The organism is Candidatus Vicinibacter affinis (assembly GCA_016714365.1).
GTDB classification, from domain to species: domain Bacteria; phylum Bacteroidota; class Bacteroidia; order Chitinophagales; family Saprospiraceae; genus Vicinibacter; species Vicinibacter affinis.
This window is the reverse complement of sequence record JADJNH010000005.1, coordinates 1,400,426-1,427,298: the sequence shown is the minus strand read 5'-3', so window position 1 is coordinate 1,427,298 and position 26,873 is coordinate 1,400,426. Positions and strand designations below refer to the sequence as shown.

Genomic DNA, 26,873 nt, shown 5'->3' with positions numbered 1-26,873 from the left:
TATGAAAAAGATGACTATTTGTGAAGCATCTCTTGAGGCTTTAAAGTTAATTGGTAAGCCTCTGAACATTAATGAAATATATGATTTGATAATAGAAAATAACTTTTATCAATTCAAATCAAAATCACCTCTTAGTGTATTGAAAGCTGAAATAAGAAAACATTCTGAAGGAATAAAACTTAAAGATAAGAATCTATTCAAACACTTCAGGTTAATGGACGATGGTAAATTTTGGATAAATTAAAATAAATGAACACAGATTTTACAAACAAACTTTCATTAAATGAAATTTTGAGAATCTTTATTCCTGGTTTATATTTAACCATGATGATGGATATATTATTTTCCCAAGATTTTATAACAAGATACAATTTTGAAATTGAAGATTCCTATAAAACCATTATTTTTATTATAATATGCGTTCTAACTGGATTAACAATCTCATCATTAGATATTCCCAAATTATATTTCTTTAATAATAAAATACCAATAAATCAACTAAAAAAGGATCTACCTAAAATTGATAAAGTAGAAAATATAAATTTATATTTTCAATTTTACGATAAAAATATATCGTTTGAATTCAAAAATAAAACGGAGCTAAATAATGGATATTATTTGCTCTGTGCAAATTTGTCCATCATATCTTTTCTTATAACAACTATATCGTTAATTATATATCAAAAATTGAATGGAATAATAATTTTAAATTTAATTATTTTTCTTTTGTCACTAATAGCTAGCATTGCTCTATTTAGAAATAAAGTGCTTGAGAACTTTAATAGACAAACTAATTTGTTTAGAAACTCAGAGGAATATAAACAAATAAAGTCACAATTATAATTTTATAATGTCGCAATTAATAAATCAATATTGAATACAATCAAATATGTCCTTAATACTTCAGCATTTAGAAAACGAAATAATAGATCAATACCTCTATGACGAGCATCCTACAAGACCTTGGATAATCGGATTTAGTGGTGGAAAAGATTCCACCATGCTTTTACAAGTAGTATGGAATGCACTTAAAAAAATTGAACCTGCTTTACTTACAAGGCAGATTTATGTTGTTTGCAATGACACTTTAGTAGAAAATCCACGAATAGTAAAGTTTATCAATAAAACACTGAAACGAATTCAGAAGGAAGCAAACCTTAACCAATTTCCAATTATTGTTGAAGAAACAACTCCAAAATTGGATGACAGTTTTTGGGTTCGCCTTATTGGACTTGGTTATCCTGCACCAAATAAATTTTATCGATGGTGCACCGAAAGACTTAAAATAAATCCAACAACAAGACTAATCACTGAAAAAATCGGTGAAAATGGTGCCGCTATTATTTTATTAGGAACAAGAAGCGATGAGAGTTCAAATCGAGCAGCATCTATCAAACGACACGAAGTAAAGGGACAGCGTTTGCGCAAACATCAATTACCAAATGCCTACGTGTATGCTCCAATCAAAGATGTAACAACAAATGAGTTGTGGCAATATTTAAATCAAGTTCCACCTCCTTGGGGTGGATCGCACAAAGAGCTGGTAACACTTTACCGCAATGCGAATAGTGGGGACTGTCCTTTGGTTATTGACGATTCCACACCTAGTTGTGGAAATAGCCGGTTCGGTTGTTGGGTTTGCACCGTTGTAAACAAAGACAAATCAATGGAAGGATTGATTGATAGCGGTGAAGAATGGATGCAACCATTGGCAGACATCAGAAATTTTCTCATTGAAACCAGAGACAACCCTGAAATATGGAGAGAAAAACGCAGACGAAACGGAGAAATTTCTGAGAACCTATGGGGACCCTATAAATTTGAAACACGTGTAGAAATTCTGAAACGCATTTTAAAAGCCCAACGCACAATTCAAGCAACCGAAGGAATTGAATTGATAACGCACCAAGAAATGGTCCTAATTCAATACTACTGGTTTAGAGATTGTTTTTTCAAAACGAAAGTATCTCAAATTTATAATCGCATATTCAAAACTCAAATTGATATGAGCAAACAGGAAGAAAAATTCAAACAAGAAGCAGATCTTCTCAAGAAATCATGCAAACAAGAACCAAAAGATGTTGAATTGATTCAAGACCTTATGGCTTTGCAAAAAACCAAAACTCTGATGATTCGCAAAAGAGGTTTGCAATCTGACATTGATAACCGCTTGAATCAGTTTATTGAAGAATTAAAGAATCCAGAGATAGGATAAGCAATGATTATAAAAGAAATTGAACTCTACAACTTTCGTATCTACAAAGGTGAAAATACCATTGACCTAACAAGTGATGGAAAGAAAAATATCTTCATTATAAGCGGAAGAAATGGTTTTGGTAAAACCACTTTTTTGATGTCTATGGTATGGTGCTTGTATGGTAAAAACATGCAGGAGGTCGACGATTTATACAAAAAAGAAATTGTTGACCAAGGTGGTTACAGCAAATACATTGTAAATTCTCTTAACCGATTAGCAAAAGCAGAGGAAGATCACAATTTCCATGTATCAATTACATTTATCAATGTAAGCATACCCGAAGTTCCTTGTAAAGAAATTGTAGTTAAGAGAAGCTATAACGTCAAAACCAGTATAGCAGAAGAAGTAGAAGTTCTGATTGACGGTTATCCAAGTGAATTAGCAAAAGAAGTTGGACAAGAAATTTTCATCAGGGAGTTTATTATGCCCATTGAAATCGCAAAATTCTTCTTCTTTGATGCTGAAAAAATTGTCAGTTTAGCTGAGGTAAACACAGCTGAACAACGTAAAAATCTAAGTAGAGCATATTCGGAAGTACTAGGCATCAAGAAGTATGAAGACATAAAGAACGAATTGGAAAGCTTGCAACTCAAACTTCGTCAGGAATCAGCAAGTGCCAGTGAAAAAGGGCAACTAAAACAATTGGAGGCAGAAGTTGAAACATGTGAAGGACGAATTGAGGAGAATACCAAAAGAATTGGAGAACTAAGAGAAAAGAGAAACGAGAAAAATAAAGATTCCCGAGATATTCAAGAGAAGTTAATCAAAGCTGGTAGTTTAATTACTGTTGAAGAACTCCAAAGACTACGTGATCAAGAGGATGAATTAACAAAACGCCAAAGCAACTTACAAAACGAACTCAAAGATTCGTACGACATTATTCCGTTTGCCATTGCAGGTGAGAAGTTTTTAGATGTTAGCAGGCAACTTGAAAACGAAGTCCACCACAAAGCCGCACAGTTCAAAAACGAAAATGTAAATGATGTTACCAATAAAATCTTAACTGATTTATTAAATATTCCGAAACCCGAAAAATTTGTGATCGATCACCAGGTGCATGACTTTTATGCAAATGCTTTTAAAACATTAATTCGCAAACATTTCTTTTCCGACGCTGAAGCATTACCTGATGATTTCAAAGTGATACACGAATTTTCTGATTCTGAAAAAAACGAACTGCAAGCAGTTCTAAGCAATATTCGTTTATCATTCCGTGAATCATTCAAGAGAATAAACGGTGATTTTAATCAAACCAAAAATGAACTAAACGGAATTCGCAGACGCATTAAAGATGCAGAAGCCAATCAGGAAGACCCAATCATTGCCGATTTAAGAAAGAATAAGGAAGAATTGGACAAAGAGATTATCAGAATTGATGAAACTATAGATTCAATGAATCGTGAAATTGGAGAACTTACCAATGAGAAAACTCAGAAAGGGAAATTAATTGAAACCCTTTCACGAAAACTAAAAGTTTCACAAAACAACCTTGAAAAAGATACCATCATTACTAGGAACATACATAACCTAAAAGATTTCATTACTAAGTTTAAAGCCAAGAAAAAGGAATCACTTGAAGAACAAATCTTAAGTGGGCTAGATACCCTACTTCACAAAAAGGGATTCATCAAAAAAGTGGAAGTTGAAATTATTGGTGATGACATTGATATTGTATTGAAGAATGCAAGAGGTGAAGAGATTAGGAAAGAATCATTAAGCAAAGGTGAGCAACAAATGTATGCAACTGCTTTGCTTAGAGGACTTGTAGAAGAAAGTGATATTCAGTTTCCTGTTTTCATTGATTCGCCTATGCAAAAATTTGATGAGCATCATGCCGAAAACATTGTGAAGTATTTTTATCCTAACATCTCGGAACAAGTTGTGATTTTCCCACTAATCAACAAGGAATTAACCGAGAGAGAGTTCAATATTCTGTCAAAACATATTGCTCAAACTTACCTCATTCACAACGTCCATGAAGATAAGAGTGAGTTTATGACAATTGAACCTGATAAATTTTTAAGAACTTACAATAGAATGTATAACAATGCTGATTAATCTACGAACATCCGAAGCGAACAAACCAGTTGTTCAGGAGCTTACCAAACGACTGAGTCTTGGAACGGAGAACGTAGTTTCAAGAATTGCATTTGCCTTTTCACTTTCAAAAGGTGTTAAACTTAGTCTTGAAAATGATTTGAAAGACAGCAAAGGCAAAGAATATAAAGACGATATTCTTTTTGGCAAATATCGTGATTACTATATCGCCATGATTTGCCAACACTACAATTTGTATAAGTCCGACAAAGACATTGGAAAATACATTAAGATGCATATTGACCACGGTTTAACCCTGATGAATAAGCTGTTTGAGGAAAACAAAAACTATTCAGGTCTTGATTTTCTTTTAGAAAACATTGAAAGAGGAATTGAAAAGTTAGAGGAAAACGATGTTACCAACGATGCCATCATTTTTGACGAACAGACAAGGCGGAACAGAATTTCTAACAAAGATTATTTCACAGGGGCAATCAGGATTCTAGTTGGTAGTTCATTTGACGATGAAAAAATCTATTTCAATCTCAATGATACTTCCATTCACAATAATGCACACATAGCCGTTGCAGGAAATTCAGGAACAGGTAAAACTTATTTCGCTAACCGATTACTTGAACAAGTTGTTTCTGAAACCAAAGGGGAAGTCAATTTCATTTTCCTTGACTTTAAAGGAATAACATTGGAAGATGAAAAGGCAAACAGTGTGTTTTTCAATAAAACCAAAACCGAATTAATCAAAGCACCATATAAACCATTCCCTATCAATCCGCTTTCTTTCATTGACAATGTGAATGAGAAAAATAAAATTATGGGAATCAGCAAGTTTGTTGACATCATTACCAGTTACAGCAATATTGGTAAAAATCAACAGCAAACATTGAAAGATGCAACTCGAGAAGTATTTGCTTCTAAGAAAGGGGGACAATATCCTTCCTTTAAAGAAATTTATGATAAAGTAATTGATATTGAAGGAGAAAAGGCTAGCACACTTAAAGAAGTGTTGCAAAGCTTGAGTGAACTGGATTTGTTTGAAACCAAAGTTGATTTAAAAAATAGTTTCTTGAACAAGAACTACTACATGAGTTTGAGTGGCGATTTACCAAGAAATATTCGTTTCACCTCAGTTTTCTTAATCATCAATTACATCTACAACACTTTCATGAATATGGACAACGCCCCGATTGAAGGTAAGTATCAGGGAATGCGATACGTATTGTTGATTGATGAAGCACATGTAATTTTCAAGGAGAAGAAAAGCCAAGATCTTTTAGAAAAAATACTTCGTGAAATTCGTTCTAAAGGCGTTTCTGTGGTATTGCTTTCACAAGGTATTGAAGAATTCAACCAGCCATCGTTTGACTTTAGCAGTATGTGTGAAACCGCCTTCTTGTTCGACATCAAAGACAAAACCAACTTAAAAATGATGCAGAAGTTCTTAGGTATTGGCGACAAAGACGGACAGAAACTAAAAACAAGCATGGAAAAAATTAAGAAATATCAATTAGTATCTAACCTGAAAGAATTTAAGGTTGGGGAATTGTTTAAAGCTTGAATAATTAATATATGCCAGATTATTTTGACCCAGTAACAAACAAACAAGTTCGAGGAACTTTAGTCGCCTACAAAAGAAACTTCATATTAAGCCCTGACCAGTGGACAACACTTAATGGAGCTTATCAGCATTTTGCTTGGAATGAAGTTAAATTTTCCGAAGCGAACAGAGACACATTGCCACAAGTTGAAGGTTTGTATTTTTTCACTGCTTCACCTAAAAGAACAAATGCACAATTCTTAAATTTTCTGTTTTATGTTGGTGAAACGCAAAATATAAATAAAAGATTTTCAAACTATTTAGATAAGGCTGATAATCCAAAGTCTGGACAGTATAAAGTATATACAATTATTGAGGATTTCCCTGATGATTTGTATTTTCATTATGTGCTTTTACCAGGGCTTAACCAAGTTCATAGAAGGCTAATTGAAGATGCTTTTTTAACCGGATACATTCCACCAATAAATTCTAAATATCCGCAAGGTTTACAATCAATAGTTCAAGCAGCATATGGACAATAATTCACTTATTCAGTTACCTGCAATCAAAGGTATCATAGGCAACTGGGTTTACTACCAAACAGTAATTCCGTTTAAAGAACTCATAACAAGAATAGACAATGACCATTCAATTCGTGAGTATTTTTCTTTGGATGACCATTTGCAAAGAGATTTGTCAAAGCGTTCAAAAAAAATTGCAGAGTATTTGTTAAGAGAAAAAACAAGATTCTTCAATTCAGCTATTATTGGTCTTTTTGGTGGACCACCCAATTGGTATAATTTTGACTTTGCACCATCTGCAATACCTTCAATGGCACTACCTGACGGTTTGCTAGATACAATAGGAATTCTTGAACTAACGGGAACAGAAAAATTGTTTTCAATTGATGGTCAACATCGAATTGACGGTATAAAACAGGCAATGAAGAAAGACCCTTCAATGTTCAAGTTTGACGAATTACCAGTAATTATTATAGCCCATACAGATGACAAGAATGGAAAAATAAGAACTAGAAAACTATTCTCTGAAATTAACACAAAGGCAGTAAGGGTTTCAGGTTTAGACGATTTAATTACAAACGAAGAAAATCCAGTTGATATAAATGCAAGACGTTTTTATGCTGAGTTTGATAGTTTTAAACAAGACACATTTATTCAACTTTCAGCAGCCTCTAATATTAGTCCCGATGCAAAAGAATTTACTACAATTCTAAACTTGAAGGAAGTCAACAAGACCCTTTATGCCAGATTCTATAAACATTTAGATTTTAGACCATCATATGAAGTAATAGAATCCTTGTATCAAAAATCAGTTGTGTTTTGGACAGCAGCCATAAACGAAATACCTAAATACAAATCTATTTTTGTAGATGCTACTAACTCCGTAAATGATTATAGAAGTAACGATGGAGGCTCAATGCTTTTCAGGCCTATTGGGATTAGATTGCTTTCAGAAGGTTACACAGAATGGCTAACAGAGAAGGGCAATACTGAAGGTTTTTGGGGGAAGTTTTCTGCAATCGATGATGACTTGAATTCAGAATATTGGAAAGATGTTATCTGGGACAACGCAACCAAAAAGATAAAAGCAAAAACCTCACATAAATTTTTGGTTGAGTATATAAAGTATCTTCTATGTTTGGAAGCCGATTTAGAATACTTGAAAGAAGAATACAACAAACTTTCAGGTATTGAAGAAAGCAATCTTAATAAAATAGAATTACCAGAAAGACCTTAAATGAAAAGAAGAACTATAAGAGAAGCGGTAATCGAAGTATTAAAAAGATGTGGCAAACCCATGTCCAGTAAGGATATTTATGACTATATAATTAAACATGATTTATACCGCTTCAATGCAGAAAATCCACTTAATATAGTAAATGGGGAAATTAGACGGCATTGTGTTGGCATCGACTTCCCAACAGCAAAGTCAAAGAAAGATTTTCAAATTTTAATTGATGGCACATTTTGGATTAAAGATTTAGAAGTCCCTGGTCAAACAAGTGCATCTATAAAATCTGAAAAGATCGTAAGAAAGGATTCGGATAATTTAAAAGAAATAGTCTCTGAATTAAAAGCTATTCACAAAAAACATAATGACGCATTTAAAAAACAAATTCTAAGTCAGTTAAAGGAAATATCGCCTCAGACATTTGAAGTATTTGCAAAACGACTACTTGAGGTTTATGGCTTTATTGATATGAAAGTTGCATCTTATGTCAAAGATGGTGGAATTGATGGGCACGGCAAACTCAAAGTTGGTATAACATTTTTGAATGTAGCTTTCCAATGTAAAAGATGGTCAACAAATTCAGTTAGTAGAACGGAAATAGATAAGTTCAGAGGTGCAATACAAGGCTCATTCGAGCAAGGAATAATTTTCACAACATCTAGCTTTTCAAAAGAAGCATTAAATGCTACAAGGCGAAATGGTGCAGTTCCTATAATCTTAATTGATGGTAGCACATTAGTAGACTTTATGATTGAGAAAAAATTTGGTGTAGAATCTGAAAATATCCCTGTTTACATAAACGCACTTGATAATGCTTTAATAGAAAGCGAACCATGACTCTCATCTACATATTTTTCTCAGCCCTTGCGATTCTTTTAATCGTAAACATCATTCTAACCTTAAAAGCAGGTAAGAAAGAAACAAGCAATGAATTAACTGAAATAAAATCTTCTATTGGAACGCTTAATTCCAACTTGAAAGACACAGAGAAAAACCTGAAAGATGAATTTGTAACCAATAGAAAAGAAAGTTCAGAAACTGCAACAGGTTTAAGAACAGAAATTGGCAATCAACTCAACAAGTTCACTCAAACATTTTCTGAGCAACTAGGAAACCTTACCAAATCAAACGAAGAAAAGTTAGAAGCCATCCGCAAAACTTTTGAAGAAAAATTGGTTGATTTTCAAAAGAGTATTGATGGCAACAGCAAGGAAAGCAGAAACGAACTAAAAGAAAATCTGGAAGCATTTAAGAAGGAATTGAACGATGCTTTGAAAGATTACAAAGAACGATTGAGAGAGCAGTTCACCGAGTTTGAAAGAAGTCAGAAAACACAGAATGTAGCTAACAGCGAGAAAATTTCTGAACTCAAATTGAGTTTAGAAAAATCGGTGAAAACCATGCAAGAAGGCAACGAGAAGAAGTTGGAAGAAATGCGAAAAACCGTTGATGAAAAACTTAATGAGACTTTGGAGAAACGCCTTGGAGAATCCTTCAAACAAGTAAGTGATAGACTTGAAGCAGTTCACAAAGGTTTAGGCGAAATGCAAACTTTAGCGGTGAGTGTTGGCGATTTGAAAAAGGTAATGAGCAATGTAAAATCAAGAGGTGTTTTAGGCGAATATCAATTGCAAAACATAATTGAAGATTTATTGACCAACGAACAATACGAGAAGAATGTAAAAACGAAAGTTGGAAGTGGTGCAGTTGTGGAATTTGCAATCAAAATGCCACACGGTAACAACCTTGAAAAAACATTGTGGTTGCCGATAGATTCAAAATTTCCAAAAGAAGATTACGAAGCCTTGGTTGATGCTTACGACAAAGCAGATTTAGTTAAGATTGAAGAATACACCAAAGCATTTATAAGAGGCATAAAAAAGAACGCACAGGACATCAAAGAAAAATACATAGACCCTCCAAACACCACAGAATACGGTATTATGTTTTTACCTTATGAAAGTTTGTTTGGCGAAGTGTTAAGAGTTCCTGGACTTTTTGAGCAATTGCAAAAAGACTACAAAATCACTATAACAGGACCAACCACTTTGAGCGCTTTACTAAATAGTTTACAAATGGGTTTTAGGACATTAGCCATTGAAAAGCGAAGTAGTGAAGTATGGGACTTGCTTGGCGCAGTTAAATCTGAGTTTGGGCAGTTTGGGGATGTTTTAGCTAAAACCAAAAAGAAACTGATTGAAGCTACTAACGTTATAGATACATCCGAAGTTAGAACTCGGGCAATTGAAAGAAGGTTGAGAAATGTGCAAGAAATACCGCAAGAAAAATGAATCTTGATGAAAATTTAAATTTCGACATAACGGAATCCTAAAATATAAAACAAATTCCTGGGATATTTATCCTCTAAAACAAATATTTGTGACAAAAGATCTTAAATCCAATAGGTGGAAATCAAAGCCTCTGTCATATCGAGCATCATCACTTATAATAAAACTAGGTGGAATTGAAAGCACGTTGAGATACTATCAACAACATAATACCTTTGTAAACCTGGATAAAATTGGATTAGCCACATCAAATGAGCTGATTTTCCATTTAGAGAACAATTTATATATAAATAAATTAAAAGAACAAAATTTAGCTGATCAAACAAATTTTAATTCTAGTACAATTGATTTATATCATAACTTAAAAAATAAATGTACTGTTAGATCTCAAAATGCTTTAATTAAAATAGAACCTAAAGATCCATCATCATTTGTGGAGTGGAAAAATTTTATTATCATATATTTTATAAATGATTTCAATTTTCTGAATATTGATAACATAGGTAAAAAATCTTTAATTGAGTTAATTCATATTAAAGATATTATCCTAGAAAATTATAATAAAGTTGATGCTGACATCCACTTGGTCGATCAGGGTACTAATTCATTGAATTCAACATTAGATATTTACAGAATATTAGATAAAGCCATCAGAATTGAAAACATAAATTATATTATAAATAAACAATTAAACCCAAGCTTAATTTTTTTATGCTATTTAATATTAATAAAAAATAAGAACAACTTACGTAATTTGTTTATTAAAAAATATTACTTTAGTCAAGATAATTCAAATTTCAACCAACTCGCTAAAGAATTAAATTGTTCTAGAGAAAGAATAAGACAAATAGATGATTTACTAAAAAAAAGAATTAAAAATGATTATTGGCCCTTGGTAAGGAATACCATAAATCAATACGAAATGCCAAATAATGATGCAGGTATCATTAATTTTGATGGCGTAAATTGGAACATTTCAGTTAATTTTGAAAATGAAGAATTAAAATCAAATATCAAACTCAAAAAAATATTTTTTGATATAATATTTTCTGAGAAATATATTGACTTAATTAAAGCACTACATAATACTAAAACTAAATATAAATCATTTAATGTTAACGGATTGAATTGTTATTTAAAAAAAGAAATAATTCTCGATTTAAATATTGTAGATTTTTTTAAATGGATAGATGTTGAAATTTATAATTTCGAGATAGTAGAATTTGACTATAATTTAGAAATTTTGATAAAAAGATATTTTAAGGAGAACAATTACAAATACAATGATACAACTATTAAAACCCTTCATGAGGCCATACTTTTAATCAAAACAAATATTGCATTAGAAAACAATTTTTTAAAAAATAAGATAAATAAAAATTTAAAGACGAATGAAATCATCAATATTTGTGTAGACAATTTAAATGCAACTAATAAACCAGCAAGCACTTCCCAGTTATTAAGGATAATTTCAGGCAAAGGTATATTAACAAATAGAATTGAACTTCTTAGTATATTGGGTCAAAACAATAGCACCTTCCAAAGGATAGGAAGTGGTTTATGGCACTTAAACAATAACATACCTGATAAAAATATTAGAGGGAGTTTGCGAGATATTACCTACAATTTACTCTTAAGTTCGCGTGATCCTTTACATATTTCTGAAATTATAAATTGCATCAGTAAATACAGATCAATTTCTGAAGCCTCTTTGATTGGGAATCTAAAAATGGCAAACAACAATGTGCTACAACTATTTAATTGTTACTTTATTGGATTAAAGTCAAAAAAATATGATAATAAATGGTACAATATACCTAAATTTTTAGGCTCACACCTAAGTGAATATGAACTAAATATTGCAAAAATAGAGTATCCACAAAATATTGCGGAATATTTTTCTTACAAATATGGATATCCTATTGTCCATGTTAACTACTTGTTATCAAAAAAAGCATTTTTTATTAAGAAATAAAACTAATTATTCATTGCTCTTAATTGGGTTATAATTTTTGCAATTTGACTAATTGTAAATTCAATTTCGTCAAATGAATTATACTTGCCAATTGAAATCCTAATACTGCTAAAGGCTTCTGTTTCATTCAAACCCATTGCAGATAACACATGTGAAGGAAAAAAACTTTGAGAGGTGCAGGCACTTCCATTGCTTACAGCAATTTCTGGACCTCCTCCTACCGGATTACTTAATCCTAATATTAGTGCATCACTGTCAACATCTTTAATTAATATGTTCGAAGTTGTATATAACCTTTTTGAAACACTTCCATTAATTGATGTTCCATCAATTTTTAATATACTTTGCTCTAAGTGATATTTCAATGCACCAATTTTCTCAATATTTTCATTCATTTCATTAAGAGCAAAATAACATGCTGATCCAAGACCAACAATTCCATAAACGTTCAAAGTCCCACTTCTTAATCCTTTCTCATGACCCCCTCCATGAATAATTGGTTTTATCTTAACACGATTGTTTCGCTGCCGAACAAATAATGCTCCTACTCCCTTCGGGCCATAGAATTTATGCCCACTCAAGCACATTAAATCAATACCTAAATCATCAACATTTATTGGTAATTTTCCTACTGCTTGAGTTGCATCAGAAAATAAAAATGTATCCTTTTTGTGAGCTACATTGGAAATTTCCCGCATGGGCAATATTACTCCTGTTTCATTATTGACTAACATTGCTATTACTAAAATTGTATCAATGCGAATTAGTGACTCAAGTTCCATTAAATCAATAAGTCCCTCTGAATTGACTGACAAGTAGGAGATTTCATATCCTTGTGCTTCTAAATACTTACAGGTATCTAAGACCGCCAAATGCTCTGTGGCAACAGTAACGATATGCCTTCCTTTTCCAATCAAAGACTCAGCCACACCCTTAATAGCTAGGTTAATTGCTTCAGTGGCTCCACTTGTAAAATAAATTTCACTTGGATCTGCACCTACCAATTTTGCTACATTCAACCTTGCTGCCTTCACAGCTTCGAAAGATTTAATGCCAAAATGATGTTTGCTGTTAGCATTACCATATTCAGTAGTAAGATAAGGTAACATTGAAGATAGTACCCTAGGATCAATTGCAGTCGTTGAGTTATTGTCGAGATAAATTAATTGAGTCAAATTGATCATCTAGATATCTACAAACTTGTTAATAAAATGTGATAATAAGCTCAAATTTAATTGTATCTAATAATATAAATGGAAACTTTACAAAAATAGCTCATTTTCTCTCAAGATCTATATTTTTTGTGAGAAAAAATACCAAATCGAATTACAATAAAATTCTCATTAAATCTAGATATGTTTATATTTAAACTCTTGATTCAGTAAGTTAACACAATTCGAAAGTAAAAGTCATCCTACGAAAACCAAAAAAATATTTTAATGGATTTCTTTGATAACATTCAAGTTCTGTATAAGACCATTTTTCCTAGAAAAATGTTTGGATTATTGAAATTAGGCAATACTATTATATTAAATTCCTAATTTTAGAGTTAACTTGCAAATTCATATCATTGCCAACTAAATTAAAAAACATGGTTTCTTTGCGGTTTTCATTTTTGCTCCTGTTGGGTTTTATTTGCTTAAACACAATATTCATTTCCTGCAATTCTAAGAGTGGCACTTCCGCTAAAGAGGTGGTTTTAAAAGATAGCTTTCCTGCTATAACGCTCCCATCTGTAACTGACCATCCAACTATTCAAGCAATGGGATTGCTGAAGAATGTGGAAGACTCCGGATATCCATTTTTTACCATTACCATCGATTTTCCGGAAAAGGGCTTTTCAAATTCCTATAGTCTGAATGTGGAAGAAATTAAGTCAGTTGATCTACAAACATTGATAAACGCTACAGGCAAATACGTTGCTTTTGCCTATACCACCAAGTCCGAAAATGCCTTGCTTGACTTAAAATTGGATGGGAAATCCCTTTTGACAGAAGCAGAATCTGAAGAAGCCGGAAAATCATTCAATAAAATAACGGGAATACTGAGCCAGGCAAACGTGGTAACAACAGGAGATCTTCCCGGCGAACTGAAGATAACAGATGACCATGATCGATCTGAAAAATTTTCTTTCTTCATTACCCCTGAAATTGTTCAGGCCAATGGAAAAGTTGTGGTAGGATACTATGAGACCAGAACGCAAAACAGCCTCACTTCTTTAGAAATTAAACAGTGATTTCTTAAGGAAATTGGAAGCCGAATTGGATTACTTTTTGAAATATTAAATTCTTGTAACTTAAGAAAATCAAAAATAATTAAACACACCAATTGAACTCCTGTTATTTAAAAGTGCTTGTTTAATTATTGATTTTTTTTTGACAAATCCAATGTGATTGTGAGAAGATGAAATTGTAACAAATGTTACTAACGTTGAAATATATAGTGGATATCTTCGACCCACCAAAATATATTTCATGAGATATAAATCCAAATTCTTGAAAATTATTTTAATGGGGCTCCTCATGGGTCGGGTGTTTACACAAAGCGCGCCTTTTAATGTCCTCTTGGAACCGGTGAATATTAAAGGATTGGGAGGGCTTCAGTCCTTTGCATTCGGCCAACATGAAGGAAAATGGTTGATTGTAGGGGGACGATTGGATGGTCTTCACCGTCGACAACCATTTGCTGCTTTTGATCTTGCAGGGCACAATACCCAGTTGATAGTGGTTGACCCAGTCAATCTTCAGACTTGGACATCTTCATTAAGTTCTTTGCCATCCGCAATTCAGGAACAACTTAAGTCCACCAACATGGAGTTTTATCAGGAGGGGAATACGCTCTATGTTGTAGGAGGTTATGGCTACAGCGCAAGGGGAGGGTGATCACACCACCTTCGGCAACTTAACGGCGATAGATGTTCCTGCAACGATCCAATCAATTATCAATCGTACTGAGATTAAGCAATTTGTTCGTCAAATTTCTAATCCACTGTTTCAAGTTACGGGAGGGCATTTGGAAAAAATATACGACACCTATTATCTGGTAGGAGGTCAAAAATTTATTGGCAGATACAATCCTATGGGACCTACACATGGCCCGGGATTTACACAGGATTACACCAATCAAATCAGGAAGTTTAAATTGGATGATGACGGAACCAATCTAGTTGTCCAGGCTCTGGCTTCTTTCACTGATGTTGCAAATCTTCACCGAAGAGATTACAACGTCACTGCACAAATACTACCCAATGGAGAAGAGGGTCTCACCGCTTTTTCTGGAGTTTTTCAAACCGGATTCGATCTTCCTTATTTAAATTGCGTCAATATTGACAGTCAAGGTTATCAAGTGAACAATGATTTTTCACAATATTACAATCATTACCATTGTGCCAATATTCCTATTTATTCCAAATTGAAAAATGAGATGCACACTCTTTTTTTTGGAGGTATTGCACAGTATTATGACAGTGCAGGGATTCTAGTTCAGGACAATAATGTGCCTTTTGTAAAAACAATTGCGAGGGTAACAAGAGATTCCAGGGTGTTATGGCAGAATACAAACTACCCATTGAAATGCCAGCTCTATTGGGTGCAGGTTCGGAATTCATCCTTAATGAAAAAATAGCCGTGTACGATAATGGGGTCATAAAATTAGATGAAATCACCCAAGACTCAATTGATTTAGGCTACCTCTATGGAGGAATCAGCAGGCTCAGCTGCAAATATTTTCTGGGTGAATGACGGGGTGGAAAGTACAGCCAGCAGCCAGATATTCAAAGTGAAATTAATCAGAAATTCAGGGACCAGGGTGCATGAAATCAATAAGCAAAGCTTTGGAAGTTTAAAACTCATGGCTTATCCAAATCCCAACGATGGAAATTTCATCCTAAAATATCATTTGAAAAAATCCACCGATGTCAAGATTTCAATTTATTCCATTCATGGTAGAATCATCGAGACCAAAATATTTCCAAATATGCCTCCCGGTGACCATAGTTATGAGAAAAGGATGGATGCTCAACTTAAGGAAGGTGGCTGCCTCCTTGTAGTGGAAACAGCCTATGAAAAAGCTACGCAAAAAATTATAATCGAACCCTAAGGAGATCTGTCAGATTGTTTAAAAAGTCACCTTGGAAATATCGGATAAAAAAGAGAATTAATAACTTTGGGAATTCTCTTTACATGCCGCATAACTAAATTGGACAGCTGTTGGAATTAAGTTTTTTCCCATTACTTTCAAGCATTAAAACCAAAATTGTCATTAAATTTCTGGGTTAGAATGTTTTAATTCAAGATGTCAAAACATTGTATTATTTTTGAAAGAAGTGTCGGGGGAATCAATACCCCGAATTGTTACATGATTTAAAATAATACAAATCAAAATGAGAAATTTGTGTATCCTTTGCATTGGTATACTTTTAACCAGCTGCAATCAAAAGCAAGATCCATTCGATTGTGGACGACCTTTTTGTAAAAATGTCAACTTGGATTCCCTAAACAATCTTTTCCTTGCGGGATGGAATGCAAAGGATTCCGCAGCCATCGCCCATACAATCGCTGCACACGCCATCGTAATGAATGACTCTATTATCCACCATGGCCTTGATTCAATCGCTCAAAATTGGATCAGCGGAGGAGTAAAAGTCTTAAGTAACATCAAAACCACCTCTCTCATCCGCGAGACCGCAGCCACCCTCGCCTACGATGGAGGAACTTATACGCTTGACCTTACACCTCCCGGAGGACCAGTCCTGAAAGAAAGAGGCAATTACAGTCTGGTTTGGAGTAAACAGCCTGACGAAACCTGGAAATTAACACTCGTTCATATAGAAGATATTACCAGACTTCCGGATATTAAATAAGTTGTATTAGGTTAACTGAAAAAGCTATTTGATATGGCACAAGTTGGAAACTTGCGCCAACAAAGGTGCGATGTGGCACAAGTTGCAAACTTGCGCCAGCAAGGGATAATGTAGATATGGCACAAGTTGGAAACTTGCTCCAGCAATGGGACGATGTGACATAAGTTGGAAACTTGCGCCAGCAAAGGGACAATATAAAAGTTAGATAATATCTTTGTCAAATGAGTACGAAGTATAAATTCTTAGACCCTGAAGGAATATATTTTGTGAGTTTCGCTACTGTTGATTGGGTTGATGTATTCACTAGACAAGAATACAAAGATATATTTATTGATAGCCTGAAATACTGCCAAATAAATAAAGGAATGATTATTCATGCCTGGTGTCTGATGACCAACCATGTTCATCTCATTTTTTCCAGTAATGAAAAGGGAAAACATTCTGACATTCTACGCGACCTAAAGAAATATACTTCTAAGAAATTATTGGAATCAATTAAAAGCAATCCCCATGAGAGCAGAAAAGAATGGATACTAAAAATTTTAGCTAAAGCTGGTAGAAATAATTCTAATAATAAAAAATATCAATTCTGGCAACAGGACAATCATCCAATTGAAATATTTAGTCCAAAAGTAATTTCTCAAAAGCTTACCTATTTACATAACAATCCGGTTGAAGCTGGAATTGTTTCACTAGCCGAACAATATTTATATAGCAGTGCCTCCAACTATTGTGGTCAAAGTGGACTGATAGAAATAGAAATTTTAGACGTTCCCGCCAATTTAGTTGGATATGTTTTATTGGAAGATAATGATATGGCATATGGCACAAGTTGGAACGATATGGCACAAGTTGCAAACTTGCGCCAGCAATGGTACGATGTGGCACAAGTTGCAAACTTGCGCCAGCAAAGGAGATAATGATATGGCACAAGTTGTAAACTTGCGCCAGCAAAGTCGATGTGGCACAAGTTGCAAACTTGCGCCAGTAAAGGTCGATGTGGCACATATTTAAAACTTGCGCCAGCAAAGGAAAAAGAAAAATAACCGAAATATCATGACACACAATAATTCAGGCAGGAACGTAATAGTTTACATCGCAATGAGTTTAGATGGATTTATTGCAAAAGAAGATGGTGACATTGAATTTCTATCCATGGTTGAAACGGAAGGAGAGGATTATGGTTACCATGAATTTATCAAGACGGTGGATACCGTAATTGTCGGACGTAAAACCTATGATAAAATTGTCTCCTTGGTGCATACGTTTCCTCATCAGGATAAGGAATCCTATATCATTACCAGAACAAAAAAGCCTGATCAGGGAAACATAAAATTTTACACTGGGGATCTACAGTCATTGATTGATCAATTAAAGTCAAAAAAAGGCAAACACATCTATTGCGATGGCGGCGCCGAAATCATCCATGAATTGCTTCAAATTAATCAGGTCGATGAATTCTACATTTCCATCATACCGGTACTTCTTGGAACCGGCATTCGCTTATTTAAGGATTCCGGTCCGGAACTAAAATTAAAACTAAATCGGTCTATTACCTTTGAGTCAGGATTGGTTCAATTGCATTACATACGTACCAGTCTGTAAACGTTATGGCACAAGTTGGAAACTTGCGCCAGCAATGGTACGATGTGGCACAAGTTGCAAACTTGCGCCAGCAATGGGCGACATGGCACAAGTTGGAAACTTGCGCCAGCAATGGTACGATGTGGCACAATTTTGAAACTTGCGCCAGCAATGAAATGCTATTGTTAAAACATGTATATTTACCTTCCACAAAAACCGACCGGTCCTGAAAAGAGAACCATTTTTAAGTATTTACTTAAATATTTTGTATGAAATTCACTGTTGATACTTCAAAGGAAAGAATACCATTTAAATCCAATAAGTGGTTGTGGTTGTTCATCATTGTTTTTATCATTGTTTGGGTCAACACCTATCTAGGTACGACTGACCTTAGCAATTGGCTTTTGGAAAACACCTTAACGGTTTTGTCGCTCATCTTTTTAATTAGCACTTTTAAAAAATATCAGTTCAGTGACTTGACATATCTCTTCATTTGCATTTATCTCTGTATGCATGTATATGGTTCAAAATACACTTATGCTGAAAATCCACTGGGTTTTTACATTCAAGATATATTGCACACTTCCAGAAATCAATATGATCGGATCGTGCATTTTAGTTTTGGGTTTTTGTTGGCCTACCCTATTCGAGAATTATTCATACAATGGCTGAAATATCCCAAATCAGCCGCCTGGATCACACCGATTGAGATTTCACTTTCGATTGGGGGTATTTACGAACTCATCGAATGGGCTGTTGCAGACATCTTCTTTACTGAACAAGGGGCTGCCTACCTTGGTACTCAGGGTGATGTCTGGGATGCACAGAAAGATGTCTTTTATGCATTTACAGGGGCGATACTCGCTTCAAGCCTAATCTCTTTGATTCACCGATTTAAAACAACTCAACAATCAAATCAAACATTAAATCCATGACCAAATCTCGTCAAAATCTAATCCATTCGCAAAAAGGTAATAAGTTCCATTTATTAAGCCAAATGGTAAAGTCCAAATAATATCAATATGATTGATTTGATTTTTTTAACAAATGCTCATTAAGTATGTTAATTCTCAAAATTTTACTTTTTGAACATTTTTTAATGAATTAATTTTTTAGCAAATGAAAATAAGAATGAGGTTTTTTATAATATTTTTAATTATTCTATCTAATAAAATGGTTTTTGCTCAAAGTTCGAAAACCGGAAATTGGTTGATCTATTTTGGAAATCAGCCAATAAACAAAAAATGGAATGTATGGAATGAAGTGCAATACAGAAATTATAATTTTGTTGGTGATCTTCAGCAGTTTTTAATTCGCACTGGCGTTGGTTACAATTTATCAGAAAACAATAACAATGTTTTAATGGGTTATGCCTATGTATACTCAGAAAACTATTTTGAAAAATCCGATGCAAAATTGAGTTCTGAGGAACATCGAATCTACCAACAATTTCTTACCAGACAAAACTTCACACCCTTCGCCATCCAACACAGATACAGAATAGAAGAACGTTTTTTACAAGGTGATTTCCACATTCGCTTCCGATATGCCCTTTCCATTCAAGTGCCTTTAAATCACTCTACACTTACAAAAATACCCTATATCTTTCTGCAAGCAATGAAATATTTATCAAAAACAGTGCCCCTCTATTTGACAGAGACCGGATTTACCTGGGTCTTGGATATGTAATTAACCCGATTTTCAGAGTAGAGGTCGGCATGATGTCGCAAATACTGGAAAACACTCATAGAAATCAATTTCAAATCGCAATATTTAACAGTATGCCGATTAAATTTAAAACCGGAAAAAATATCGATTAACAACTTATTCAAATCCAAATTCAAACTAATGGAAAATTCACACATCTTATCTGAGCTTTCGAAAAACAAAGACATTTTCAAAGATCTGTTGAGTGGAATTTCGAAGGAGGTATATCTATGGAAGATGCACTCAGACAAATGGTGCCTGCTTGAAATTATTTGTCACCTCTATGATGAGGAACGTGAAGATTTCAGATATCGCACAAAGCATATCCTGGAAAATCCTGCATCCATTTTACCCTCCATCAATCCGCCTGCCTGGGTTCAGGAGAGAGATTATATGAATCAGGATTATGAAACCATGATCAATAAATTTGTATTTGAACGTGAAAGTTCAATTAATTGGTTGCAATCACTTCCATCACCAAATTGGGAAAACGTGCATCATCATCCAAAATTAGGTAATATGACTGCCAAAATGATGCTGACCAATTGGCTTGCACATGATTACCTGCACATACGTCAAATCATAAAATTAAAATTTGATTTTTTGAAGGACCAGTCGGATGAACATTTGAGTTATGCAGGAGAGTGGTAACCGAATTGCATTATATATAATTTTAACAACCTACAATTAGTTTTCATTGAGTGATGCCATGTTGAACTATTTACTAATTTTGGTCCGCGCTACACGTAAATTATAAATCTTTGCAAGACCACCAAAGGATATTATTTTATGGAATTTGATTCAACCATCAAAAAATTAATCATAGGATGAACATAGAATGGCTACTTGGATACAACCCGGTTCTGCTTGCTTTTTTTGCCACCGTTTTTACATGGGTGGTAACTGCTGCAGGGGCTTCATTGGTTTTTTTCTTTAAAGTCATTCACAAAAATATACTCAACTTAATGTTGGGTTTTGCTGCCGGTGTAATGATCGCTGCAAGTTTTTGGTCTTTGTTGAATCCTGCAATAGAAATGGAAGAAGCAAAGAATCCCGGTCAGGCATGGATACCTGCCGTCATTGGATTTTTAGCAGGAGGAGCATTTATATGGATCATTGATCGCATTCTCCCACACCTACACAGCAGACATTCGATCGAAGCCGCAGAAGGTATTAAAACATCGTGGCAAAGAAGCGTGCTGTTGATACTTGCCATCACGCTCCATAATATTCCGGAAGGTCTTGCTGTAGGAGTCGCATTCGGCTCACTCGCCATTCATCCCGACGCAGAAGTACTCGCAGGAGCAGTGGCGTTGGCGATTGGAATTGGGTTGCAGAATTTTCCTGAAGGTGCTGCGGTATCCATTCCGCTTAGGAGGGAGGGCTTCTCCAGGAGAAAATCATTTTTTTATGGTCAGCTGTCCGGTGTAGTAGAACCCATTGCTGGAGTTATTGGCGCATATCTGGTAATTTCAGTAACCCCACTTCTTCCATACGCCTTGTCATTTGCAGCAGGTGCAATGATTTTTGTCGTGGTAGAGGAATTAATCCCGGAGTCACAAACAGGAAACGAAACAGACCTTTCAACCATCGGCGCTATGATTGGATTTGCGATCATGATGTGGCTGGATGTAGCGTTGGGGTAATACTTTGAAAACTCACACAAGCTCCGGCAATAGATCATACATTTTAATACCGACAATGGATAAATCTTTGAAGAATTTTAAAAAATTTGGGATCCATCACCATTCTTAAAAATTCATTCCAATTATGAAAATGAAAAGCATTGCCGTTTTTTGTGGATCAAGTAACGGAACTAAAGATTTATATTACGAACAAGCGCTTAATTTAGGGAAGAAATTGGCTACACTGGAAATTGATGTGATCTATGGCGGTTCCAATGCCGGACTCATGGGTGCGGTTGCCAACGGAGCATTGAGCGAAGGAGGAAAGGTCATTGGTGTAATTCCGGAATTTTTGGTTGATAAAGAACTTGCACATGATGAAATTACCGAATTGATACTTGTCAAAAGTATGCATGAAAGAAAAAGCAAAATGAATGAACTCTGCGATGGGGTGATTGCCCTGCCGGGAGGCTATGGCACGTTGGATGAATTATTCGAAATGCTGACCTGGGGGCAGCTTGGACTTCATAAAAAACCAGTTGCATTGTATAATATCCATGGATATTACGATGCCTTGATAAACTTAATACAGCATATGGTCATGAGTGGATTTTTGAAGGAATCGAATCAACAAATGTTATTGATTAACGAAGACCTCTATGCTTTATTAAATGAAATGAATGAATACGTTGCTCCAGAGGTGGAGAAATGGTTAAACAGAAGTCGATCTTGAATTTTCTGGTATGGCATAAGTTGGAAACTTGCGCCAGCAAAGAGGAAAACGTTATGGCACAAGTTGGAAACTTGCGCCAGCAAAGGGGAAAACGTTATGGCACAAGTTGGAAACTTGCGCCAGCAAAGGGTATACGACATGGCACAAGTTTAAAACTTGCGCCAGCAAAGAAAAATGGATTAAGTTTGTCGGAAAATTAAAACAATAAATAAATCATATTGCAATGAAATTAATACTATATGTCTTTATAACATTTATGTTCATGATGTCAATTGCCAACGCTCAAGTTGAACCAGATCATTACAAGAGTGCACTCAAAGCATTTGTACAAAATTACAACAATGAACAATTGGAATCCATCTTTAGCATGTTTGCTCCTGATATGCAAAAGGCATTACCATTAGAGAAAACCAAAGCATTTTTTGCAGGATTGCATGCTCAGGCCGGGAAAATTCAGGAATGTAAATTTATAGAAATAGATCCGGGAGGTGTCGCTTCCTATGAAACAAAATTTGATAAGGGGGTATTTCTCCTTAATGTGACGCTCAGTGAAGATTCCAAAATTAATGGATTTTACATAAAACCATACCAAGCTAAACCAGCCATTTCCAACACACGAAATTCCACCAAATTAAGTTTGCCATTCAAAGAAGAATGGACCGTAATTTGGGGAGGAGATACCAAGGAATTAAATTACCATGTAGAACACCTTGCACAAAAAAATGCATTTGACATGATCATAACTGATCAAGATGGAAAGTCATTTAAAAATGATGGAGAAAAAAACGAGGATTATTATGCGTTCGGAAAGGAATTGATTGCCCCTTGTGCCGGCAAGGTGGTCATGGTTGTCGACGGAATAAAAGACAACCAACCCGGGGAGTTAAACCCCATTTACATTCCCGGAAATACGGTGGTCATAAAGTCGGGAGAAAATGAATTTTTATTTTTTGCGCATTTCAAACAGCATTCCATCCGGGTAAAAGAAGGTCAGACCGTTAAAAAAGGGGAATTGCTTGGGTTGTGTGGCAATTCAGGAAATTCTTCAGAAGCTCATTTGCATTTTCATATCCAGAATGAAGAAAACATGACCAACGCGATAGGTATAAAATGCTATTTTGAAGAATTGATCGTGAATGGGAAAGTTATGAAAGATTACTCGCCAATTCAAAAAGATAAAATAAGGACAAAGTAAGTTTTATTCTTTAACTATGCATTGTCAAAAAAATTTTAAAAAAGGAAACTTGCTGGTATGGCACAAGTTGCAAACTTGCGCCAGCAAAGGAAAACGTTATGGCACAAGTTGGAAACTTGCGCCAGCTAAGGGTGGTATGGCAAATGTTGGAAACTTGCGTCAGCAAAAAATCTATTTCCTTGTCAATTAAAATAAGCTTATGTTAAAATTATTAAATCTACTCTGCCTGATGTTGATTCTAAATTCATGTGCACACATAAAATCCAATCTTTACATCAATCCTGAAGACAGCTTCATTCTTGGAAAAAATGAACATGGGCCCTTTAAAGTAAAGCTGACTAATTATTCAAAAAATCCTCTGGAGGTCCGGCAATCCTCCTTGCAAGATGAGCAGATAAGCATAGCCAAGGTTTACCCCAATCAAAAAGTGAGGGTAAGTGTTCAAAAAAATTATGCCCTAAGTATCCACAATACCTCAAAAGATACCGCAAGAGCACAGGTCAAGATAACCGGAGACACCGGGTTGGCTATGCAATATGCCAAATAAGCAAGTTTAAGGCAATTTCAGACCAATAGGCTGGTCCCTTTAAGAATATAGAGCGCCTTTTAACCCAATGAGTCTGGGAAAGCCCAATTTAACCGACACTCCATTCTACCATTAATATAGGATACCGAATCTGAGATATAAATATTTCTTATATTTGTTTCCATGGAAAAGATCAAGAAATACCTCGACAAGCATTCCTCGGCCATTGGACTTCTATTTTCAAAGGCTCAAAAAACAAATACCCAGACCTACTATCACCAGCTCAGGATAGAGATCAAAAAACTTCGCGCACTCATAGACCTCATTGGTCATTTTGATAAGAAATTTAAACCCAACAAAGCACTTAAACCATTTCATAAAATATTTGAAAGTGCAGGTAAAATCAGAGAACTACAGTTGGAGGAAAGTCAGATGAAAAAACACTATTCACCGAGTACTTTTACGGCCTACAAATTAATATTAAAGGAACAAAAAGTAAAGCACCATGAAGCATTCTCAGAATTGATTAAAGGGTCTCTGATTGAAAAACAGAAAAAAACTATTAATGAATTAAAAAAGTCCATTAAGAAAATTGACGAACAAAAAGTTGAAAAATACCTGCACAAAAAAAGTCAACAGATCAATAAATTAACGGCACTTGGGGTGGAGGATATTGCTGACCTTCACAAATTGAGAAAATTGATTAAAACTTATTCCTACAATTTAAAATTAATAGATCAAACTGACAAGGAATCCATATTACCTCTTTACTCAAACTTACCGGAATTGATAGGCCAATGGCACGACACTCAAACCATGCTTAAACATCTTAACAAAATAATTAAAGTCTATCAAATTTCCAAACGAGAACTCAATCAGTTGAATAAAGTGATGGACCAAATTTCTACAAGAAGCAAAGAGCTTAACGAACAAATAAAGTCATCGATTCAGAAATTGAAGCCACCCCAACCCGAAGCTGATCCAAATTAAATATTCATTCCACTATAGCATTTTAATTGAGTCCTAAAAAAAGGATACAAATTAACTTGCATTTTTCATCTTGAATTTCTAACTTTGTAAAGTACCAGCTTTATCAAAAGATGATGAAACAAATTAACAAAAAACTTTGGATTCTGTCGGTCCTGTTTGTATGTATTCAGATTCCGGCATTTTCTCAACTACTTAAGATCCGGGAAGGAATCCTTGTAAACCTTTATGATGCCTTTGGAAAAAATGCATTATTGACAAAGGATTTTGGATTTTCATGCATTACAAAATATCAGGGAAAGACCATTTTATTTGATGCAGGCAGTAATGCGGATATTTTTAAGAACAATACCAAACAACTGGGCATTGATTTAAAAAAAGTAGACATCGTAATTGTTTCACATGGTCACTTTGATCACCTTAATGGCCTGGATTATTTATTAAAAATAAATCCGAAAGTTAAAATCTATTTCCCTTATGATATCTTTTGGGGAGCCCCGGTTCCTTTTGACGCAACAGGACAAGAGCCCGCGGTGAAGGATTCTCTACCTGAACACTTACGGTATTTCAATGGCGGCCCTACAAAATTCTCCATTAACCAATCCGGCCGATTCTGGAAAGCGAATATTGAATTTATAAAAAGTTCAAAAGAAATCCTGCCGGGTCTCAAAATCATTGCCACGAATTCTCCTTACATGGGATATTTTTCTTGCTATCCCGGCAAAAGCTTTGTGGAAGGTCAGTTTGATCAGCATGGGGATGCTTGTAAAAATACCAATCTACCAGAACTCTCTCTTTCTATCAAGACTTCAAAGGGCCAAGTGCTGATTGCAGGATGTTCTCATTCGGGTATCGAAAACATTATCCAGCAAACCAAAGAATTTACCGGCGATAAAATTGAATTGGTGTATGGGGGATTTCACATGATTCCGTTCAATAGAGAACAAACCATCCAGCTTGCATTGCTTATCAAAAATGAATTACAGGTGCACAAAGTTGCTCCTGCTCATTGCACAGGCCATCTGGCTTTTAAAATTTTGCAGGATTATTTTGGCAGTGACTATTTGTATGCGGGACTTGGAGAATCTTTATCTTATTAACCACCATCCCAGACAACAGTGGATTCCCAGTTCACGTAAAACCATTTTATATTTTTAAAAACAGTTACATTTGTTGCGATAATAGCAGGCTTTGAAAAAAACTTTGGCATTCATTCTATTGACCAGTATCATATTGCCATTTACCGGATATTACAGCTGGTTGACATACCAGAAATCAAATGCCAAAAAAGAAATAAAGCAGCGAATTATTGCAGGATTACACAAGACCGAACTCAAGCTTCTGGTCTTTTCAAAATTAGACAGCGAGGTGAAATTGAAATGGGAACACGCTCATGAATTCGAATATATGCATCAAATGTATGATGTCATAGAAACAGAGATACGCGGTGACAGTTTGTATTATTTTTGCTGGGCTGATAATGAGGAAACATTATTGAATAAAAAATTAAATCAGTTGTTGGCATCAGTGATGGCAAATCCGTTAAAAGAAAATAAGCAACACAAACAAATAATTGATTTTTACAAATCCCTATCCTTACCAGCAAATATCATTATTCCTTTGGTAAATACATTTTACCTGGAATTGATTTTTCCAATCTATCCATTCTGGGTAATGAATTTCATTAGCTCCATTCCGTCTCCTCCCCCAAAAGTATTTTAGACAAATAATTTATATACTCATGTTTCCATCTGACTTTTAAAGGTCAGATGATTCCTTTTTATTTAATCTGAA

General features: G+C 34.7%; 24 protein-coding genes and 3 pseudogenes. 26 read left to right on the top strand and 1 reads right to left on the bottom strand.

What is annotated here, in order from left to right; translation table 11 throughout:
• The first annotated feature begins 1 nt into the window (after position 1).
• The 10 genes from IPJ53_05655 (at position 2) to IPJ53_05610 (ending at position 11,861) form a co-directional block, all read left to right on the top strand.
• Positions 2 to 244: a hypothetical protein gene (locus IPJ53_05655; protein ID MBK7798573.1), complete on the top strand. Its 243-nt coding sequence runs from the start codon at positions 2 to 4 to the stop codon at positions 242 to 244.
• A 5-nt stretch (positions 245 to 249) separates the two neighbouring features.
• On the top strand, positions 250 to 843 hold the full coding sequence (locus tag IPJ53_05650; protein MBK7798572.1) for a hypothetical protein: 594 nt from the start codon (positions 250 to 252) through the stop codon (positions 841 to 843).
• 46 nt (positions 844 to 889) lie between these two features.
• Entirely contained in the window at positions 890 to 2,215 is a 1,326-nt protein-coding gene (dndC, locus tag IPJ53_05645) for a DNA phosphorothioation system sulfurtransferase DndC (protein MBK7798571.1), read from the top strand.
• Between the two features lie 3 nt (positions 2,216 to 2,218).
• Entirely contained in the window at positions 2,219 to 4,315 is a 2,097-nt protein-coding gene (gene dndD, locus IPJ53_05640; protein ID MBK7798570.1) for a DNA sulfur modification protein DndD, read from the top strand.
• Positions 4,305 to 5,867 carry a DndE family protein gene (locus IPJ53_05635; protein MBK7798569.1) on the top strand — a complete coding sequence of 521 codons (1,563 nt, stop codon included), beginning with the start codon at positions 4,305 to 4,307 and terminating at the stop codon, positions 5,865 to 5,867. The genes dndD and IPJ53_05635 overlap by 11 nt, the downstream gene beginning before the upstream one ends.
• 11 nt (positions 5,868 to 5,878) lie before the next feature.
• Entirely contained in the window at positions 5,879 to 6,388 is a 510-nt protein-coding gene (locus tag IPJ53_05630; GenBank protein MBK7798568.1) for a hypothetical protein, read from the top strand.
• Positions 6,378 to 7,604, top strand: a complete 1,227-nt coding sequence (locus IPJ53_05625; GenBank protein ID MBK7798567.1) for a DGQHR domain-containing protein — start codon at positions 6,378 to 6,380, stop codon at positions 7,602 to 7,604. Before IPJ53_05630 ends, IPJ53_05625 begins: the two co-directional genes overlap by 11 nt.
• The gene (locus tag IPJ53_05620) at positions 7,605 to 8,435 is read left to right on the top strand and encodes a restriction endonuclease (GenBank protein MBK7798566.1); all 831 of its coding nucleotides are present in this window, start codon (positions 7,605 to 7,607) and stop codon (positions 8,433 to 8,435) included.
• The gene (rmuC, locus tag IPJ53_05615) at positions 8,432 to 9,889 is read left to right on the top strand and encodes a DNA recombination protein RmuC (protein ID MBK7798565.1); all 1,458 of its coding nucleotides are present in this window, start codon (positions 8,432 to 8,434) and stop codon (positions 9,887 to 9,889) included. Before IPJ53_05620 ends, rmuC begins: the two co-directional genes overlap by 4 nt.
• An 88-nt stretch (positions 9,890 to 9,977) precedes the next feature.
• The gene (locus IPJ53_05610) at positions 9,978 to 11,861 is read left to right on the top strand and encodes a hypothetical protein (GenBank protein ID MBK7798564.1); all 1,884 of its coding nucleotides are present in this window, start codon (positions 9,978 to 9,980) and stop codon (positions 11,859 to 11,861) included.
• Positions 11,862 to 11,863: 2 nt separating this feature from the next.
• Here the strand turns inward: IPJ53_05610 and IPJ53_05605 are convergent, their stop codons facing one another.
• On the bottom strand, positions 11,864 to 13,045 hold the full coding sequence (locus IPJ53_05605) for a cysteine desulfurase (protein MBK7798563.1): 1,182 nt from the start codon (positions 13,043 to 13,045) through the stop codon (positions 11,864 to 11,866).
• Positions 13,046 to 13,452: 407 nt separating this feature from the next.
• Here IPJ53_05605 and IPJ53_05600 point away from each other — a divergent pair, with 407 nt between their 5' ends.
• The 16 genes and pseudogenes from IPJ53_05600 to IPJ53_05525 all read left to right on the top strand — a co-directional run bounded on the left by IPJ53_05600 (position 13,453) and on the right by IPJ53_05525 (position 26,801).
• Entirely contained in the window at positions 13,453 to 14,097 is a 645-nt protein-coding gene (locus IPJ53_05600) for a hypothetical protein (GenBank protein MBK7798562.1), read from the top strand.
• Positions 14,098 to 14,335: 238 nt separating this feature from the next.
• A pseudogene (locus IPJ53_05595) lies at positions 14,336 to 15,959 on the top strand (T9SS type A sorting domain-containing protein).
• A gap of 283 nt (positions 15,960 to 16,242) precedes the next feature.
• Positions 16,243 to 16,722, top strand: a complete 480-nt coding sequence (locus IPJ53_05590) for a DUF4440 domain-containing protein (protein MBK7798561.1) — start codon at positions 16,243 to 16,245, stop codon at positions 16,720 to 16,722.
• 221 nt (positions 16,723 to 16,943) lie between these two features.
• A pseudogene (locus IPJ53_05585) lies at positions 16,944 to 17,489 on the top strand (transposase).
• Between the two features lie 289 nt (positions 17,490 to 17,778).
• Complete coding sequence (locus IPJ53_05580; GenBank protein MBK7798560.1) at positions 17,779 to 18,327, top strand: dihydrofolate reductase; 549 nt, start codon at positions 17,779 to 17,781, stop codon at positions 18,325 to 18,327.
• 248 nt (positions 18,328 to 18,575) lie between these two features.
• Positions 18,576 to 19,241, top strand: a complete 666-nt coding sequence (locus IPJ53_05575) for a DUF2238 domain-containing protein (protein MBK7798559.1) — start codon at positions 18,576 to 18,578, stop codon at positions 19,239 to 19,241.
• A 196-nt stretch (positions 19,242 to 19,437) separates the two neighbouring features.
• Positions 19,438 to 20,126: pseudogene (locus IPJ53_05570) on the top strand (DUF2490 domain-containing protein).
• 28 nt (positions 20,127 to 20,154) lie between these two features.
• Positions 20,155 to 20,664, top strand: coding sequence for a DinB family protein (locus IPJ53_05565; protein ID MBK7798558.1), 510 nt, complete (start codon positions 20,155 to 20,157; stop codon positions 20,662 to 20,664).
• 176 nt (positions 20,665 to 20,840) lie between these two features.
• A complete protein-coding gene (locus IPJ53_05560; protein MBK7798557.1) occupies positions 20,841 to 21,659 on the top strand; it encodes a ZIP family metal transporter in 819 nt (272 codons plus the stop codon).
• A gap of 130 nt (positions 21,660 to 21,789) precedes the next feature.
• The gene (locus IPJ53_05555) at positions 21,790 to 22,371 is read left to right on the top strand and encodes a TIGR00730 family Rossman fold protein (GenBank protein MBK7798556.1); all 582 of its coding nucleotides are present in this window, start codon (positions 21,790 to 21,792) and stop codon (positions 22,369 to 22,371) included.
• Positions 22,368 to 22,571: a hypothetical protein gene (locus IPJ53_05550; protein ID MBK7798555.1), complete on the top strand. Its 204-nt coding sequence runs from the start codon at positions 22,368 to 22,370 to the stop codon at positions 22,569 to 22,571. The genes IPJ53_05555 and IPJ53_05550 overlap by 4 nt, the downstream gene beginning before the upstream one ends.
• Before the next feature lie 23 nt (positions 22,572 to 22,594).
• Positions 22,595 to 23,566: a peptidoglycan DD-metalloendopeptidase family protein gene (locus IPJ53_05545; GenBank protein MBK7798554.1), complete on the top strand. Its 972-nt coding sequence runs from the start codon at positions 22,595 to 22,597 to the stop codon at positions 23,564 to 23,566.
• Between the two features lie 199 nt (positions 23,567 to 23,765).
• Positions 23,766 to 24,113, top strand: a complete 348-nt coding sequence (locus IPJ53_05540) for a hypothetical protein (protein MBK7798553.1) — start codon at positions 23,766 to 23,768, stop codon at positions 24,111 to 24,113.
• 162 nt (positions 24,114 to 24,275) lie between these two features.
• Positions 24,276 to 25,082: a CHAD domain-containing protein gene (locus IPJ53_05535; protein ID MBK7798552.1), complete on the top strand. Its 807-nt coding sequence runs from the start codon at positions 24,276 to 24,278 to the stop codon at positions 25,080 to 25,082.
• A 110-nt stretch (positions 25,083 to 25,192) separates the two neighbouring features.
• Positions 25,193 to 26,179, top strand: a complete 987-nt coding sequence (locus IPJ53_05530; protein ID MBK7798551.1) for an MBL fold metallo-hydrolase — start codon at positions 25,193 to 25,195, stop codon at positions 26,177 to 26,179.
• A 91-nt stretch (positions 26,180 to 26,270) separates the two neighbouring features.
• On the top strand, positions 26,271 to 26,801 hold the full coding sequence (locus IPJ53_05525) for a hypothetical protein (protein MBK7798550.1): 531 nt from the start codon (positions 26,271 to 26,273) through the stop codon (positions 26,799 to 26,801).
• Positions 26,802 to 26,873: the final 72 nt, after the last annotated feature.

Excerpts from the sequence above, each read along its gene's own strand:
- rmuC (MBK7798565.1), top strand. The coding sequence starts at position 8,432 with ATGACTCTCATCTACATATTTTTCTCAGCCCTTGCGATTCTTTTAATC.
- IPJ53_05535 (MBK7798552.1), top strand. The coding sequence starts at position 24,276 with ATGGAAAAGATCAAGAAATACCTCGACAAGCATTCCTCGGCCATTGGA.
- IPJ53_05655 (MBK7798573.1), top strand. The coding sequence starts at position 2 with ATGAAAAAGATGACTATTTGTGAAGCATCTCTTGAGGCTTTAAAGTTA.
- dndD (MBK7798570.1), top strand. The coding sequence starts at position 2,219 with ATGATTATAAAAGAAATTGAACTCTACAACTTTCGTATCTACAAAGGT.
- IPJ53_05620 (MBK7798566.1), top strand. The coding sequence starts at position 7,605 with ATGAAAAGAAGAACTATAAGAGAAGCGGTAATCGAAGTATTAAAAAGA.
- IPJ53_05555 (MBK7798556.1), top strand. The coding sequence starts at position 21,790 with ATGAAAAGCATTGCCGTTTTTTGTGGATCAAGTAACGGAACTAAAGAT.
- dndC (MBK7798571.1), top strand. The coding sequence starts at position 890 with ATGTCCTTAATACTTCAGCATTTAGAAAACGAAATAATAGATCAATAC.
- IPJ53_05545 (MBK7798554.1), top strand. The coding sequence starts at position 22,595 with ATGAAATTAATACTATATGTCTTTATAACATTTATGTTCATGATGTCA.
- IPJ53_05580 (MBK7798560.1), top strand. The coding sequence starts at position 17,779 with ATGACACACAATAATTCAGGCAGGAACGTAATAGTTTACATCGCAATG.
- IPJ53_05605 (MBK7798563.1), bottom strand. The coding sequence starts at position 13,045 with ATGATCAATTTGACTCAATTAATTTATCTCGACAATAACTCAACGACT.
- IPJ53_05635 (MBK7798569.1), top strand. The coding sequence starts at position 4,305 with ATGCTGATTAATCTACGAACATCCGAAGCGAACAAACCAGTTGTTCAG.
- IPJ53_05625 (MBK7798567.1), top strand. The coding sequence starts at position 6,378 with ATGGACAATAATTCACTTATTCAGTTACCTGCAATCAAAGGTATCATA.
- IPJ53_05590 (MBK7798561.1), top strand. The coding sequence starts at position 16,243 with ATGAGAAATTTGTGTATCCTTTGCATTGGTATACTTTTAACCAGCTGC.
- IPJ53_05565 (MBK7798558.1), top strand. The coding sequence starts at position 20,155 with ATGGAAAATTCACACATCTTATCTGAGCTTTCGAAAAACAAAGACATT.
- IPJ53_05560 (MBK7798557.1), top strand. The coding sequence starts at position 20,841 with ATGAACATAGAATGGCTACTTGGATACAACCCGGTTCTGCTTGCTTTT.
- IPJ53_05600 (MBK7798562.1), top strand. The coding sequence starts at position 13,453 with ATGGTTTCTTTGCGGTTTTCATTTTTGCTCCTGTTGGGTTTTATTTGC.
- IPJ53_05630 (MBK7798568.1), top strand. The coding sequence starts at position 5,879 with ATGCCAGATTATTTTGACCCAGTAACAAACAAACAAGTTCGAGGAACT.
- IPJ53_05650 (MBK7798572.1), top strand. The coding sequence starts at position 250 with ATGAACACAGATTTTACAAACAAACTTTCATTAAATGAAATTTTGAGA.
- IPJ53_05530 (MBK7798551.1), top strand. The coding sequence starts at position 25,193 with ATGATGAAACAAATTAACAAAAAACTTTGGATTCTGTCGGTCCTGTTT.
- IPJ53_05540 (MBK7798553.1), top strand. The coding sequence starts at position 23,766 with ATGTTAAAATTATTAAATCTACTCTGCCTGATGTTGATTCTAAATTCA.
- IPJ53_05575 (MBK7798559.1), top strand. The coding sequence starts at position 18,576 with ATGAAATTCACTGTTGATACTTCAAAGGAAAGAATACCATTTAAATCC.